This window comes from Streptomyces spinosus (assembly GCF_020400655.1).
Lineage (GTDB): Bacteria > Actinomycetota > Actinomycetes > Streptomycetales > Streptomycetaceae > Streptomyces > Streptomyces argyrophylli.
Genome location: NZ_JAINRC010000008.1, coordinates 89,419 through 104,669 on the forward strand (window position 1 = coordinate 89,419; position 15,251 = coordinate 104,669).

General features: G+C 73.5%; 11 protein-coding genes and 2 tRNA genes. 9 read left to right on the plus strand and 4 right to left on the minus strand.

Annotated features, from left to right (window positions below):
* The first annotated feature begins 4 nt into the window (after nt 1-4).
* From LG395_RS16615 to LG395_RS16645, 8 genes are all read left to right on the plus strand, one after another.
* Nucleotides 5-1,639, plus strand: coding sequence for a beta-N-acetylhexosaminidase (locus LG395_RS16615; protein WP_372463317.1), 1,635 nt, complete (start codon nt 5-7; stop codon nt 1,637-1,639).
* Between the two features lie 256 nt (nt 1,640-1,895).
* Nucleotides 1,896-2,789 carry an FAD binding domain-containing protein gene (locus tag LG395_RS16620; protein WP_225810279.1) on the plus strand — a complete coding sequence of 298 codons (894 nt, stop codon included), beginning with the start codon at nt 1,896-1,898 and terminating at the stop codon, nt 2,787-2,789.
* Nucleotides 2,786-4,780, plus strand: coding sequence for a 2Fe-2S iron-sulfur cluster-binding protein (locus tag LG395_RS16625; RefSeq protein ID WP_225810280.1), 1,995 nt, complete (start codon nt 2,786-2,788; stop codon nt 4,778-4,780). Before LG395_RS16620 ends, LG395_RS16625 begins: the two co-directional genes overlap by 4 nt.
* On the plus strand, nt 4,777-7,086 hold the full coding sequence (locus tag LG395_RS16630) for a xanthine dehydrogenase family protein molybdopterin-binding subunit (protein WP_225810281.1): 2,310 nt from the start codon (nt 4,777-4,779) through the stop codon (nt 7,084-7,086). Before LG395_RS16625 ends, LG395_RS16630 begins: the two co-directional genes overlap by 4 nt.
* Complete coding sequence (locus tag LG395_RS41180) at nt 7,083-7,211, plus strand: hypothetical protein (protein ID WP_263982651.1); 129 nt, start codon at nt 7,083-7,085, stop codon at nt 7,209-7,211. Before LG395_RS16630 ends, LG395_RS41180 begins: the two co-directional genes overlap by 4 nt.
* Before the next feature lie 199 nt (nt 7,212-7,410).
* Entirely contained in the window at nt 7,411-8,568 is a 1,158-nt protein-coding gene (locus tag LG395_RS16635) for an SUKH-4 family immunity protein (protein WP_225810282.1), read from the plus strand.
* 104 nt (nt 8,569-8,672) lie between these two features.
* The gene (locus LG395_RS16640; RefSeq protein WP_225810283.1) at nt 8,673-9,548 is read left to right on the plus strand and encodes a helix-turn-helix domain-containing protein; all 876 of its coding nucleotides are present in this window, start codon (nt 8,673-8,675) and stop codon (nt 9,546-9,548) included.
* Nucleotides 9,545-9,754, plus strand: a complete 210-nt coding sequence (locus LG395_RS16645) for a DUF397 domain-containing protein (RefSeq protein WP_225810284.1) — start codon at nt 9,545-9,547, stop codon at nt 9,752-9,754. Before LG395_RS16640 ends, LG395_RS16645 begins: the two co-directional genes overlap by 4 nt.
* A 59-nt stretch (nt 9,755-9,813) precedes the next feature.
* On the opposite strand, the gene LG395_RS16650 is transcribed toward LG395_RS16645, so the two are convergent.
* The 4 genes from LG395_RS16650 to LG395_RS16665 form a co-directional block, all read right to left on the minus strand.
* Complete coding sequence (locus LG395_RS16650; protein ID WP_225810285.1) at nt 9,814-12,609, minus strand: tetratricopeptide repeat protein; 2,796 nt, start codon at nt 12,607-12,609, stop codon at nt 9,814-9,816.
* The gene (locus LG395_RS16655; RefSeq protein WP_171155772.1) at nt 12,606-13,034 is read right to left on the minus strand and encodes a hypothetical protein; all 429 of its coding nucleotides are present in this window, start codon (nt 13,032-13,034) and stop codon (nt 12,606-12,608) included. The genes LG395_RS16650 and LG395_RS16655 overlap by 4 nt, the downstream gene beginning before the upstream one ends.
* 238 nt (nt 13,035-13,272) lie before the next feature.
* Nucleotides 13,273-13,344 (minus strand) — tRNA-Cys (locus LG395_RS16660).
* An 18-nt stretch (nt 13,345-13,362) separates the two neighbouring features.
* Nucleotides 13,363-13,460, minus strand: a tRNA-OTHER gene (locus LG395_RS16665).
* 177 nt (nt 13,461-13,637) lie between these two features.
* Between LG395_RS16665 and LG395_RS16670 the strand changes: the two genes are divergently transcribed.
* Nucleotides 13,638-15,083, plus strand: a complete 1,446-nt coding sequence (locus LG395_RS16670; RefSeq protein ID WP_225810286.1) for an MFS transporter — start codon at nt 13,638-13,640, stop codon at nt 15,081-15,083.
* Nucleotides 15,084-15,251: the final 168 nt, after the last annotated feature.

Here is a 15,251-nt window from a genome sequence, read left to right on the forward strand (position 1 = left end):
TGTCGTGGAACTGATTCCGGCGCCGCGCGCGATCCAGGAGCGGCAGGGGCCCGCCGTACCCTTCGGGCCCGGCACCACGCTGTGGGCCGGCGAGGGCACCGAACGCACCGAACGCTGGCTGCGCGCCACCCTCGGCGCGGCCCTGGGCCTGCCGCTGCGCCCCGGGCCCCGGGACGCCCGCGACGGCGTACGGCTGCTGGTGGACGACACGCTGGAACCGGAGGCGTACCGGCTCACCGCCGCCGACGGGGGCGTGGAGATCCGCGGCGGCGGGCCCGCCGGCGTGTTCTGGGGCGCCCAGACCCTGCGCCAGCTGCTCGGCCCCGACGCCTTCCGGCGCGCCCCGGTGCGCCCGGACACCGCCCCCGCTGTCCCGTACCAGGTCATCGAGGACGCCCCCCGGTTCCGCTGGCGCGGGCTGCTCCTCGACGTCGCCCGGCACTTCATGCCCAAGGACGGCGTGCTGCGCTACCTGGACCTGATGGCCGCGCACAAACTCAACGTCCTGCACCTGCACCTGACGGACGACCAGGGCTGGCGCATCGAGATCGAGCGCTACCCGCGGCTGACCGAGATCGCCTCCTGGCGCACGCGGACGAAGTTCGGCCACCGGGCCTCACCGCTGTGGGAGGAGAAGCCCCACGGCGGCTACTACACCCAGGACGACATCCGCGAGATCGTCGCCTACGCCGCCGAGCGGCACATCGCCGTCGTCCCCGAGATCGACGTGCCGGGCCACTCGCAGGCCGCCATCGCCGCGTACCCCGAACTCGGCAACACCGACGTCGTCGACACCACCGCCCTCACCGTCTGGGACAACTGGGGCATCTCGTCCAACGTCCTGGCCCCGACCGACGCCACCCTGCGGTTCTACGAGGGGGTGTTCGAGGAGGTCCTGGAGCTGTTCCCGGCGGACGCGGCCGCGTTCTCGGAGTTCGTCCACGTCGGCGGCGACGAGTGCCGCAAGGAGCAGTGGACCGAGTCCGTCACCGCCAAGACGCGGATCACGGACCTCGGCCTGGCCGACGAGAACGAGTTGCAGTCCTGGTTCATCGGGCACTTCGACGCCTGGCTCGCCGCGCGCGGGCGCCGCCTCATCGGCTGGGACGAGATCCTGGAGGGCGGCCTCGCGCCCGGCGCCGCCGTCTCCTCCTGGCGCGGCTACGGCGGCGGTGTCGCCGCCGCGCGGGCCGGCCACGACGTGGTCATGTGCCCCGAGCAGTACGTGTACCTGGACCACCGTCAGGCCCCGGGCGAGGACGAGCCCGTGCCGATCGGCTTCGTGCGCACCCTGGAGGACGTCTACCGCTTCGAGCCCGTGCCGGACGGGCTCACCGGCGAGGAGGCCCGGCACGTGCTGGGCACCCAGGCCAACGTCTGGACCGAGGTGCTGGAGGACACCGCGCGCGTGGACTACCAGGCCTTCCCCCGGCTCGCCGCCTTCGCCGAGGTCGCCTGGAGCCCGCTGCCGGCCCCCGCGGACCGGGACTACGCCGGCTTCGAACGCCGGATGGCCGCCCACTACCGGCGACTTGACGCCCTCGGCGTCGCCTACCGCCCGCCGGCCGGACCCCGCCCGTGGCAGAAGCGCCCCGGCGTGCCCGGCCGCCCGATCGAGGGGCCGCCCCCGAACAGGTGACAGCGCGGGGCCGGCCCGGCCCCGGACGGGCAACGGAAAAACCCCGGCAGCATCACCGAAGAGTGGCAATCCGTACACACCGGTGATGCCGTGCGAAAACGGCCACCTCCCTGGTGGGGTGGGCGAATGCCTCCTAGCGGACCCCTGCGTCCGGGCGTCGCGAAGATGTGCCAGAGTTGCGTCGTCCGCCTTGTCAGCACGTACCGTACGGCAACACAGGCGGGACCAGGTGGGGCAGCGGGAAGGGGCAGCCGGTTTGACCACGCACGCACCGCAGGCGGCGCAGGCCGTCACCTTGCCCACGACACTGGACGAGGCCGTGGCGGCCCTGGCCGCCATGCCCACCGCCGTCCCCGTGGCGGGCGGCACCGACCTGATGGCCGCCGTCAACTCCGGCCAGCTCAGGCCCGCCGCGCTGGTGGGCCTCGGCCGGATCAGCGAGATCCGCGGCTGGCAGTACCAGGACGGCCACGCGCTGCTCGGCACGGGCCTCACGCACGCGCGCATGGGCCGCCCCGACTTCGCGGCCCTGATCCCGGCGCTCGCCGCCGCCGCGCGCGCCGCGGGCCCGCCGCACATCCGCAACGCGGGCACCCTGGGCGGCAACATCGCCTCCGCCGCCCCCACCGGGGACGCGCTGCCGGTGCTGGCCGCCCTGGAAGCGACCCTGATCATCGCGGGCCCGGGCGGAGCCCGCCGGGAGATCCCGGTGTCGCACCTGCTGGCCGGCGTGGAGATGCTGCGCGGCGGTGAACTCATCGGCTACGTGCGCGTACCGCTGCTGCACGCCCCGCAGGTCTTCCTGAAGGCGACCGGACGCACCGGCCCGGGCCGCGCGCTCGCCTCCGTGGCGCTCGTCCTCGACCCGGCCCGGCGCGGTGTGCGCTGCGCCGTCGGAGCCATAGCGCCGATGCCGCTCCGGCCGCTGGAGGCCGAGCAGTGGGTCGCCCAGCTGATCGACTGGGACAACGACCGCGCGCTCGTACCGGAGGCCCTGCACGCCTTCGGCGAGTACGTCGCCGCGGCCTGCATCCCGGACCCGGCCCCCGAGCCCGACGGCTCGGTGACCCCGCTTCCGCCCGCCGTACTGCACCTGCGGCGCACCGTCGCCGCACTGGCCCGACGAGCACTGGGGAGGGCGCTGTCGTGACCGACGACCAGCACGGAGAGGGCACGCCCCAGGGCGGCGGACGCTGGGACCCGCTGCCCCAGGGCGACTACGACGACGGCGCCACCGCCTTCGTCAAACTCCCCGAGGGCGGCATCGACGCCCTGCTGTCCGGCGACAGCCCGCTGGCCGCGCCCGGACACGGCTACGTGCCGCCGCGGATCACCGCCACGCACACCGACGGCACGCACACCGACGGCGCCCCGGGCACCTGGCCCGCGCCGGACGGCGGCGGCCCGTGGCCCGACCCGAACGCCACCCCGGCCCCGCCGCACGCCGCGGACGACCGGTTCACCTACCAGCCCGCCGCCACCCAGCACTGGACCTTCGAGGAGCCCGCGGCACCGGCCGCCCCGGGGCACGACGTCACCGGGCAGTGGTCCATCCCCGTCGCCGGGGGTGAACTCCCCGACGAGTCGGGCGAGTTCACCACGTCCTCGCTGGTCGAGCAGTGGGGCGCCGCACCGCCCGCCACGCTGCCCGGCGGCGCGCCGGCGCCCTGGGCGACGGACGGCACGGGCCACGCGTACCCCTCCGGGGGCGAGCCAGCGGGCGCGCCGGACGCGTACGGCGTGGACGACGGACACGGGACGGAACAGGCGTACGGCACCGGGGGCGCGTACGGCTCGCGGAACGGGTACGGCGCCGCCGAGGCGTACGTTCCGCAGGACGGGTACGGGCACGGTCCCGGCGGTCAGGCGCGGGGCGGCGAGGCCGGAGCCGGTCACGACGAGGGCGGCCACGACGGAGCCGGTCACCCGGACGCCGGTCACGTGCACGCCGGTCACGACGAGGGCGGCCACGAGGGAGCCGGTCACCCGGACGCCGGTCACGCCGGTGCCCACGACGCCGGCACGCCCGGCGCCACGGACGCCGCCCCTGCGCCCGCCGAACCGGCTTCGTCGGCGCACGAGCCGGCCGAGCACGCCACCGCGCCGGAAGACGACGCCCAGGGCGCCGCCGAGGCCCCTGAACGCCCCGCTGACGCCCCGGCGGACCCAGAGGGCCCCGCGGGCCCGCCGACCGCGGCCGAGCCCGCCACGGCGCCGGACACGGGCGACCCGGAGGACCCGGCGGAGCCGGCCGGCTCCGCGGACCCCGGCATCCCCGGCTCCCCGCCGGCGGCCGGACCCGAGGATGCCGTCGACGCGCCCGCGCCGGACACCCCCGGCGAAGGCGCCGCGGCCGCGGAGGACTCCGAGGGGGCCGCCGTACCGCTCCCGCCGAACGACGACCACCCGCTCGCCTCCTACGTCCTGCGCGTCAACGGCACCGACCGCCCGGTCACCGACGCCTGGATCGGCGAGTCCCTGCTGTACGTGCTGCGCGAGCGGCTCGGCCTCGCGGGCGCCAAGGACGGCTGCTCGCAGGGCGAGTGCGGCGCCTGCAACGTGCAGGTCGACGGCCGCCTGGTGGCCTCCTGCCTGGTCCCGGCGGTCACCGCGGCCGGCAGCGAGGTGCGCACGGTCGAGGGCCTGGCCGAGGACGGCCGGCCCTCCGACGTACAGCGCGCGCTCGCCCGCTGCGGAGCCGTCCAGTGCGGTTTCTGCGTGCCCGGCATGGCGATGACCGTGCACGACCTGCTGGAGGGCAACCCCGCGCCGACCGAGCTGGAGACCCGGCAGGCCCTGTGCGGCAACCTGTGCCGGTGCTCGGGCTACCGGGGCGTCCTGGAGGCCGTCAAGGAGGTCGTCGCCGAGCGGGAGGCGGCCCACGCCGGCCCCGCGACGGACACGGACGAGGCCCGCATCCCGCACCAGGCGGGCCCCGGCTCCGGCGGCGTCCACCCGTCGGCCTTCGAGGCGCCCGGCGCGTTCGACCCCCCGCGCCGGCAGGACACGCACGGGACGCCCGTCCCGTACGACACGCCCGACGCGTACGGCGGAGCGGACCGGTACGACGCACCCGACCCGTACGGCACGCCGCCGGGACCGCACGACCAGCACTACGGCCAGGACGGAGGCCAGGCGTGAGCAACGAAGCCGGCACCGCGACCACCGCCGCGGAACCCGCCCCCGTGGCCGAGGAGCCGTCGCACGGCCTCGGCGCCTCCCTGCCGCACGCCGACGCCCGCGCCAAGACCGAGGGCACCTTCCCGTACGCGGCCGACCTGTGGGCCGAGGGCCTGCTGTGGGCGGCCGTGCTGCGCTCCCCGCACGCGCACGCGCGCATCGTCTCCATCGACACCACCCACGCGCGCGAGATGCCCGGCGTCCGCGCGGTCGTCACCCACGAGGACGTGCCCGGCACCCCGCGCCACGGCCGGGGCACGCCCGACCGGCCGGTGTTCGCCTCCGAGATCGTGCGCCACCACGGCGAGCCCATCGCCGCCGTGGCCGCCGACCACCCGGACACCGCACGGATGGCCGCGGCCGCCGTCATCGTCGAGTACGAGGTGCTGGACCCGGTCACCGACCCGGAACAGGCCTTCGAGGCCGAGCCGTTGCACCCCGACGGCAACCTGATCCGGCACATCCCGCTGCACCACGGCGACCCGGAGGCGGCCGGCGAGGTGGTCGTCGAGGGCCTGTACCGCATCGGCCGCCAGGACCCGGCCCCGATCGGCGCCGAGGCCGGTCTCGCCGTACCGCGTCCGGACGGCGGGGTGGAGCTGTACCTGGCCTCCACCGACCCGCACACCGACCGCAACGCCGCCGCCGCCTGCTACGGCCTGTCCCCCGACCGGGTGAAGATCGTCGTCACCGGGGTGCCCGGTGCCACGGCCGACCGCGAGGACCAGGGCTTCCAGCTCCCGCTCGGCCTGCTCGCCCTGAAGACCGGCTGCCCGGTGAAGCTGACGGCGACCCGCGAGGAGTCCTTCCTCGGCCACGCCCACCGGCACCCGACGCTGCTGCGCTACCGCCACCACGCCGACGCCGAGGGCAGGCTGGTGAAGGTCGAGGCGCAGATCCTGCTGGACGCGGGCGCGTACGCCGACACGTCCTCCGACGCCCTGGCCGCCGCCGTGTCCTTCGCGTGCGGCCCGTACGTCGTCCCCAACGCCTTCATCGAGGGCTGGGCCGTGCGCACCAACAACCCGCCCTCCGGCCACGTGCGCGGCGAGGGCGCCATGCAGGTGTGCGCCGCCTACGAGGCGCAGATGGACAAGCTGGCGAAGAAGCTGGGCCTGGACCCGGCCGAACTGCGCCTGCGCAACGTCCTCGCCACCGGTGACGTCCTCCCGATCGGCCAGACCGTGACCTGCCCGGCCCCGGTCGCCGAACTCCTCCAGGCGGTCCGGGACTTCCCGCTCCCGGCGCTGCCCAAGGACACCCCCGAGGAGGAGTGGCTGCTGCCCGGCGGTCCCGAGGGCGCGGGCGAGCCCGGCGCGGTGCGCCGGGGCGTCGGCTACGGCCTGGGCATGGTGCACATGCTCGGCGCGGAGGGCGCCGACGAGGTGTCGACCGCGACGGTCAAGGTCCACGACGGCATCGCGACCGTGCTGTGCGCGGCCGTGGAGACCGGCCAGGGCTTCACCACCCTGGCCCGGCAGATCGTCCAGGAGACCCTCGGCGTGGAGGAGGTCCACGTCGCCCCCGTCGACACCGACCAGCCGCCGGCCGGCGCGGGCTGCCGGGGCCGGCACACCTGGGTGTCCGGCGGCGCGGTGGAGCGGGCGGCGAAGATGGTCCGCGCGCAACTCCTCCAGCCCCTGGCGCACAAGTTCGGCATGTCCACCGAACTGCTCCAGATCACGGACGGCAAGATCACCTCGTACGACGGCGTGCTGTCGACCACCGTCGCGGAGGCGATGGAGGGCAAGGAGCTGTGGGCCACCGCCCAGTGCCGCCCGCATCCGACCGAACCCCTGAACGCCTCCGGCCAGGGCGACGCCTTCGTCGGCCTCGCCTTCTGCGCGATCCGCGCGGTGGTGGACGTCGACGTCGAGCTGGGCTCGGTCCGGGTCGTGGAGCTGGCGGTTGCCCAGGACGTGGGCCGGGTGCTCAACCCGGCGCAGCTGGCCGCGCGCATCGAGGCGGGCGTCACCCAGGGCGTGGGCATCGCCCTCACCGAGAACCTCCGCACGCCCCGTGGCCTCGTCCGCCATCCCGACCTGACCGGTTACGCCCTGCCGACCGCCCTGGACGCCCCCGACATCCGGATCGTGAAACTGGTGGAGGAACGGGACGTGGTGGCCCCCTTCGGCGCCAAGTCCGTCAGCGCGGTTCCGGTGGTGGCGGCCCCGGCGGCCATCGCCTCCGCCGTCCGCGCCGCCACCGGCCGCCCGGTCAACCGCCTCCCGATCCGCCCGCAGGCGGCGGTGGTGACGGACCGGTGAGCACACCGCCGCCCGAGGAGCCGCGCTACGAACCCGCGCCCGGCGTGGGCAAGTTGTTCCTGTGGATCCTGCTGTTCGCGCTCGCGGCACTGGCCGTTGTCCTGGGCGGCGTCTACTTCACCTGAGACACCAGGCCGGCGAGCGGAGTCCTCCCGCTCGTTTCCCGCGGACGCGCAACGGTCCCGGGCCGTCAGGCGTCCTCCCTCGTGAGGGCCGTTGTCAGTGGGGCGGCGTAGTGTGCTCGGCAGTGGGGGGCACCTGCCCGCGGGCGGCGTACGACGGGGTACGCGGACCTGCCACGCACCGGGAGATCGCGGGGGAGCGATGAGCACGACGGACGCCGGAGTTCCGGCGATCACGCTGACCGAGGCGGAACTGGACCGCTACGTGACCCATGCGCCGACGCGCGGCCTCCTCACGGGCGCCGGACTGCCCGCGGAGACCGCCCTGCTGACCTTCTCCCCGCTGCGCACGCACGGCCTGCGCACCCTCGCCGACGCCGCCGACGGCCCCTTCCACCTGGCGGAGGAGCTGCGCGGCCGCCTGGTCATAGGCGAACTGCTCACCCCGGCCGGCATGGAACGCCAGTCGATCCTGCTCGACGGCACCACCGGCGAGCTGACGACGGCCTACCTCTTCGACCCGTCCCACCCGAGCCCCTTCGCGCCCTCCCTGAACACGCTGCTGCGCTTCGCCGCGGTCACCGAGGAACTGGCGGGCCTGCGTGGCCGGTTCGCCTCGCTGGCGGGCCAGTACGGCCCCAGGACCGTGACCGAGGCCTCCCGCCGTCTGCTCACCCTCTTCGAGGAGGGCACGGGCGGCGAGGTCCCGCCGTACTGGAAGGCGGCGGCGCTGATCCGCCCGCTCTCCCTCATCGCCGGCCCCGGCACGGCATCGGGCCTCACCCTGGACGTCCCGGCACGCGTCCTGGACCAGCAGTTCGGGCACGGCAGGGTGGCCCGCTTCGAGGAGGTCGACTTCCCGAAGACGCTCACCCACGAGCCGACCCGCCGTTTCCTGCGCGAGACGGGCCTGCCCGAGGAGGCGGTCCTCTTCCACGCCGACACGGACGTCCCGCTCCCCACGCTCCGCGAGTACTTCACCCAGGAACGCCCCGAGTACCCCCTCGCCGAGCTCCCGGCCCACTGCGACCACCTGATCCGCCTCGGCCACCTCCTGGAGGACACCAGCCTGGTGGTCGACGGCCGAACGGGCGCGGTCCTCACCTTCAGCGAGCCCGAGGCGGCCCTCCACCCCCTCAACAGCGACGTCTCCACCCTGGCCTGCACCCTGTGGCTCATCCATCACGAGCGCACGATCGACGCCCACCTGGGCCACGAACTGTCCACGCGGGCCTACGACCACCTGGTCGCCCTCATGATCCGCACCCTGCACTCGGTCGACCCGACGGGCACCGCCCCGGACACGGCCTGGCACTACTGGACGAACGTGTTCCAGGACGAGGCGGGCGGGGTGTTCTGACATCCGACCGCAGCGATTTTCCCGGTTCCGGTCACTTGGCGTGGTTGCACATCCCTACCGTGGTCCGTGACGATGCGGACACACACGGTGATGTAGGGGTGTGCATGGCGGTCGACGCGGCTGCGGAGACACTCAAGGGCGAGATGAGTGGGCAGGGTTGGCAGGTCGACCCGGACGACGAGTGGGGCATCGCTGTCATCACCACCGTCGGACGGCAGTTGAAGCTGCGCCGGGAAGCGGTGGGCATGAGGGCCGGTGACTTCGCCAAGGCCGTCGGCTACGGCGAGGACATGGTCTACAAGATCGAGAGCGGAAAGCGGATTCCCCGGCCCGAGTACCTGGACAAGGCCGATGACGTCCTGGGAGCCGGCGGCCTGCTCTCGGCGATGAAGGAGGACGTGCAGAAGGTCCGGTACCCGAAGAAGGTGTGCGCCCTGGCGGAGATGGAGGCCAAGGCGGTGGAGATCGGCCTGTACGAGTGCAACATCATCGCCGGACTTCTGCAGACGGCCGAGCACGCACGAGCCGTGATCGGGGCAGCGCAGCCACCGTACTCGCCGGATGACGTGGAACGCATGGTGGCCGCCCGCTTGGCCCGGAGGTCGGTCTTCGAACGTGTACCGGCCCCATCGATCCACTTCGTGCTGGAGGAAGCGCCGCTGCGCCGGCAAGTCGGAGGCACAATGGTGTGGCGTCGGCAGCTCGAACATCTGCTGGAGGTGGGACAGTTGAACAGTGTCTCGCTCCAGGTCATGCCGACGAACACCGACGCCCACCCGGGGCTGGACGGCAGGATCGAGCTGCTGAAGTTCTCGGACGGCAAGGCGGTGGGCCGATCCGACGGCCTGTTCAACGGCCGGCCCGTCTCCGACCCGAAGCAGCTCCGCATCCTGGAGTTGCAGTACGGCACCATTCGGGCGCAGGCCCTCCCACCGCGGGAGTCGCTCGCCTTCATCCAGAAACTGCTGGGAGAGACATGATGCGCAAGGCCTCCGCCGGGCACCCCTCCGAACTGGCATGGTTCAAGAGCAGCTACAGCGGCGGCACCAACGGCGAGTCCTGCGTCGAGGTGGCCGTCACTCCCCCCAGGGTGCACGTCCGTGACTCGAAGTCCCTTGGTGGTCCGCAGTTCGCTGTCGCGTCGGACGCTTGGACGGACTTCGTCTCGTACGCGTCCCGCGGCTGAGGCGACAGAAGGAGAGGGCGGCACCCCGCACGGGGTGCCGCCCTCTCGTACCGCCTGGGTCAGGCATCAGAGGCCTGCTCCCTCTTGCGCAACGCCTCCGTCAGGAGGCCTGCCACCAGACTGGTGACGGGATGGTCCGCGCCGACCAGCTCGGTGAGACGGGTGAGTGCGGATTCGTACAGCGGGACCGCTCGGTCGAGTTCGCCTGACGCCTCGTACACCCGGGCCAGGCCGGCGCGGCTGCTGAGGGTGTCCAGGTGGTCCGGGCCCAGAATCCGTGTGCGCTGCTCCAGGACGGTGGTGAACAGCGCTCGTGCCCGATCCAGGTCACCTACCGCCCGGCAGGCTGCCGCGAGGTTGTTGCGGCTGAGCAGGGCGTCCCGGCTCTCTGCTCCGAGCAGCCGTTCCTGTTCGGCCAGCACGGTTTCGAGGAGGGGGACGGCACGGGCGGCGTCCCCCAGCTTGTTGAAGTAGGTGGCGAGGTTCATCAGGCTGCGCAACGTGTCGGGGTGAGCATCGCCGAGCACCTTCCGGCGCAGGCGGAGGGTTTCCTCGAAGAGGGGGACCGCGTGCTCCGGCTCCCCGGCCGCGGAGTGGGCCGAGGCGAGCATGCTGAGGCTGATCAGGGTGTCGGGGTGTTCCGGGCCGAGGACGCCCCTGCGCTGCGCCAGGGTCGTCCGGCACAGGTCGAGCCCGGTCGGGACGTCACCCGTCGTCAGGCAGAGGTAGGCGAGGTTGCTGCGGCTCAGCAGGGTGTCGGGGTGTTCCTCGCCGAGAGCCTGCTCGCGTCGTCTCAGGACCTCCTGGTACACCTCACGCGCCCGGCCCAGGTCTCCGGCCGACTCGTAGGCGTATCCGAGATTGCCCAGGCAGCTGAGGGTGTCCGGGTGGTCGGAGCCGCAGACATCCTCCAGGCCGGCCAGGACCTCCTTGTACAGGGCGATCGCCTCTGGGAGGCGGCCGGCGCTCTCGTACGCCCCGGCGAGGTTGTTGCGCAGCCGCAACCCGTTGAGTCTCAGCGAGGGCACCAGGTCCTCGTAGCGGTCGGACGCGTCGGCATCCCGCTGGACGATGTCCTCGTAGAGCGCGATCGCCTGCTCGACACGGCCGGCCGACTCGTAGGCACCCGCCAGATCACCTTGCAGGGTCAGGGTTCTGAGGTGGTCGGGGCCGAGGGCCTCCCTGCTCGCGGCCGTCGCCGTCTCGTACTCGTCGATCGCCCGGTCCACTCGACCGGCCGACCTGTGGGCGGAAGCGAGGCCGTGGCGGAGATTCAGCGTGGTGAGATGTCCGGGGCCGTGGAGCCGCAGGCTCTGCTCAAGGGTCGGCTCCAGGACCTCGACGGCGTCCTGCGGGCGACCCGCCGTCTCGTACACCCGCCCCACAGCGCAGCGGGCCACCAGCGCGTACGGATGGTCGTGGCCGAATCCGCGCTCGGTCTGAGCGCTGTACGCCTCGTACAACGGCAGCGCCCGGACGCTCTGGCCCCGCTCCTCCAGATGCACGGCGGTGTTCACGTAGAGCGCGGACACCGGCGTGCTGTAGCAGTCCTTCGGGTCGGTCGCCGCCAGCGCGCACACCTGTCCGGCGAGGCGCGCGAGTTCCTGGGCGTCATGCGCTTGGTCCACTCCCCTCGGGTGGACCATCTGCAGCACTGCCTGCTCGGCCTCGTGCCGCCCGCGGGGCCGGCCGGGCGCGGACTCGCCCGGGTGCGCGCGCTGTGCCGCGGTGACGGCGTCGGTGCGCAGCACGCTCTGCACCAGGCGGTGGACGGCTACGTCCCGCCCGGTGAAGGTGATCATGCTGTAGGCGTGCAGGACACCCAGGGCGTCGTCGGCCGCGATCTCGTCCGGCGCCAGTCGGGTGACCAGGTCGCGTGGGCACTCGTCGGGGTCCAGCCAGGCCACGGCGTAGAGGAGGTCGACCGCCGACGGGTCGTCGTCGGCGATCGCCGCCAAGGTCACCTGCCAGATCCGGGCGACGGTCTGTCGCGGGTCCCTGCGCGCAGGGGTTCTGGAGACGTGGAGTCCGAGGCGGAGCCGGTAGGCCGCGACCGTGGTGCGGGTCCGCTTCACATAGGCGCCGGCCTGGTCCAAGGCGAGCGGGAGGCCGTCGAGCTCCCGGGCCAGCTGCCCGGTCTGCCACCGCGACGCGTCGGACGGGTCCACTTCGGACACCCAGGACCACAGGAGGTCCGCCGCCTCGCCCTGTGGGAGAACGCCGAGCGGGAGCAGTGCGCTGCCGACGGCGCCGAGGTCGTCCCAATCGTCGGCCAGCCTGCTGGTGATCAGGTGGTGTCCGCTGCCGAGACTGCCCAGGAAGGGTCCGAGGAGCGCGGGATCCTCGACGTTGTCGTACACCAGCAGCCAGGAGGTGTGGCACTGGAGCCAGGCGAGGGCCCATGAGGTGAGCTCGGGCTGTTGCGCCGTTCCGGCCCAGACGGGGCTCAGGAGCCGGGCGATGCCGGCCAGAGCCTCCTCGATCTTCCCCGGGGAGGAGGCGTCGATCCACCAGACCAGGTCGTACGTCTCCCGGAAGGTGTGGACGTACTGCCGCGCCAGTGTGCTCTTGCCGACCCCGCCCAGCCCGTGGACGACCACGGCAGACACACCCGGACCGGCGCGCTCGGCGGTCAGCATGTCGCGGATCGAGGCGAGTTCGTGCTGTCGTCCGGTGAAGCGGTGGCTCGGCGGCTGGTCCAGGTGGACGACCCCTTCGGCCCGAGCGTCGGAAGCCGATCGCAGCGCCTCGGCCGACAGCACGACCGTCGTGACCGTGCTGCTCATCACGCCGGTGTTGATGCCGAAGTTGAGGACCTGCCCGGTACCGCTGAGATCGAGCGGCGCCGATGTCACTGGGAGTTGCCGCCGTGGATCGTCGTGGTGGAGGTCATCGATCCGTAGTTGATGCCTGGGTTGACCACGGAGCCCGGGCCCGACACCGTGAAGTGGGCCGGCCGCGGCTCCGGCCGAGGCAGCAGCTCTGCCAGCTCCGCCAGCAGCTCCGGGTGCTGCCGCAGGGTGCGCTTGACGGCTTGCCGCAGAGCGGCCTGGGCGTCGGCGTCCTCGCTCTCCTCGGCCGCCTCGCGGACGTCCGCCTCCAGCGCCGCACGCTGCCGCTCGTCGCGCCGCTGCCACACACGCTGGAGGATGCGCCTCCCCAGGTTCACGGTCGCCCCCGCCGCCGCGTCCTCGGCCTGAGTCAGTACCGCCACGCCGTAGGCGGACATCGCGGCGCCGATGGTCGGGCCGGCCAGTTGCATGAACGTGTCGAGTTCCATGGACCCCCCTCGAAGCTCGTGCCGGGGCACGCAGACGACTGAGTGGGCCACAGCGTAGGGAACCGGCGGCGCACGTGGCCGGAGATGTTCGAAATGATCGATCTCGTTCCGGTTCCAGGTCGGGCAGACGGACCGCATCGGAAAGCGGCGACGGCCGACCGACGGCACGAGCCGAAAGCACGTCCGGAGGGGCGGCACCCGTCAGAGTGCCGCCCCTCCGGACTGGCCAAGGCATCAGAGGCCGTGGCGGGAATCGAACCCGCGTAACTCGCTTTGCAGGCGAGTCCCTGAACCACTCGGGCACACGGCCGTGTTCTGTTGTCGTACTCGGCCGTGGTGGGAATCGGACCCGCGTGACTCCCCGCGAGCGGAGCTCGCTGACGGATGCAGCGCGGGCGAGTCCCTGAACCACTCGGGCACACGGCCGTGTTCGTGAGAAGAACGTACGGGGCGGGCCGTGAGGGGCTCAAGGGCGGCGGGGGCGCTGCAACGGGACTGCCATGTGCCGTTCACGAAGCGGGGCGGGACGTACGACCAAGGGCCTACCGCCGGTCGGTCTCCTGACAGGGGCCAAACTCGGTTGTGGGCCTTACTCTGTCGCACATGAGTGCCCTTGGATCCCGTGAGTCCGATGTCCTCGATCCCCCCGCCGAACAGGACGGCGGTGTGCTGAGCAGGGCGTACCGGGCGCTGAGTGTCGGGATCGTGTCCGTCGTGGTGCTCATCGCGTTCGAGGCGACGGCCGTGGGGACCGCCATGCCGGTCGCCGCGCGGGAGCTGGACGGACTGGCGCTGTACGCGTTCGCCTTCTCCGGGTACTTCACCACCAGCCTGTTCGGAATGGTGCTCGCGGGACAGTGGTCCGACCGGCGCGGTCCGCTGGGGGCGCTGACGACCGGCATCGCGGCCTTCGCGGTGGGGCTCGTCGTCGCCGGGACCGCGCAGGTCATGTGGATCTTCATCCTGGGACGGGCCGTGCAGGGGCTCGGCGGCGGGCTGGTCATTGTCGCGTTGTACGTCGTCGTGGGACGCGCCTATCCGGAGCGGCTGCGGCCCGCGATCATGGCCTCCTTCGCCGCCGGCTGGGTCGTCCCCTCGATCGTCGGCCCCCTCGCCTCCGGTGCCGTCACCGAGCACCTCGGCTGGCGCTGGGTCTTCCTCGGCATCCCGGTCCTCGTCGTGTTCCCGCTCGCCCTCGCCCTGCCCCAGATACGGCGGCGGGCGGCCGGCCCGGTGGACGCGGAGGCCGGCGCCGGCTCCTTCGACCGGCGGCGGATCCGGCTCGCGTTCGGGATCTCCCTGGGCGCCGGGCTCCTCCAGTACGCCGCCCAGGACCTGCGGCCCCTCGCCCTGCTCCCGGGACTGGCCGGAGCGGCCCTGCTGGTGCCAGCCGTGCTCGGGCTGCTGCCCCACGGCACCTACCGGGCCGCCCGCGGCCTGCCCTGCGTCGTGCTGCTGCGCGGGCTGGCCGCGGGGTCCTTCATCGCCGCCGAGTCCTTCGTGCCGCTGATGCTGGTCACCCAGCGCGGGCTGTCCCCGACGCTCGCCGGGTTCTCGCTGGCGGCCGGCGGCGGGACGTGGGCGCTGGGCTCGTTCGTGCAGTCCCGGCCGCGTCTGGCGCCGTACCGGGAGCGGCTGATGACCGTCGGCATGGTGCTGGTCGCCGTCGCGATCGTCACCGCGCCGAGCGTGCTCCTGCACTCCGTGCCCGTGTGGACCGTGGCCGTCGCCTGGGGGATCGGCTGCTTCGGGATGGGCCTGGTGATCTCCTCCACCAGCGTGCTGCTGCTCCAGCTGTCCGCCCCGGAGGAGGCCGGCGCGAACTCCGCCGCGCTCCAGATCTCCGACGCCCTGTCCAACGTCGTCCTCCTGGCCGCCACCGGCGCGGCCTTCGCGGCCCTGGGCGGCGGGAGCACCGCGGCCACCACGGGGTCCGGTGGCGGGCATCCCGCCGCCTTCGCCGCCGTCTTCCTGCCGATGGCGGCGGTGGCGGTGGCGGGAGCCTGGGTGACCACGCGGCTGCGGGAGCGGCCGGCGCCGACGCGGTGACGGAGGCGGGGGATCGTGGTGGGGGGACGGTGGTGGGCGGTGAGCGCGGCGGGTGGAGCGCCGATCGGGCGAGTGCCGGAGGGTGAGCGCGGCGGCCCGCGGTGACCGCGGTGGGGCGCGGGCGTGGGGCCGACGGGACTGCTGTGACGTCGCTCCCACCCGCGGGCG

Excerpts from the sequence above, each read along its gene's own strand:
- LG395_RS16635 (WP_225810282.1), top strand. The coding sequence starts at position 7,411 with ATGAGCACGACGGACGCCGGAGTTCCGGCGATCACGCTGACCGAGGCG.
- LG395_RS16640 (WP_225810283.1), top strand. The coding sequence starts at position 8,673 with ATGGCGGTCGACGCGGCTGCGGAGACACTCAAGGGCGAGATGAGTGGG.
- LG395_RS16645 (WP_225810284.1), top strand. The coding sequence starts at position 9,545 with ATGATGCGCAAGGCCTCCGCCGGGCACCCCTCCGAACTGGCATGGTTC.
- LG395_RS16655 (WP_171155772.1), bottom strand. The coding sequence starts at position 13,034 with ATGGAACTCGACACGTTCATGCAACTGGCCGGCCCGACCATCGGCGCC.
- LG395_RS16670 (WP_225810286.1), top strand. The coding sequence starts at position 13,638 with ATGAGTGCCCTTGGATCCCGTGAGTCCGATGTCCTCGATCCCCCCGCC.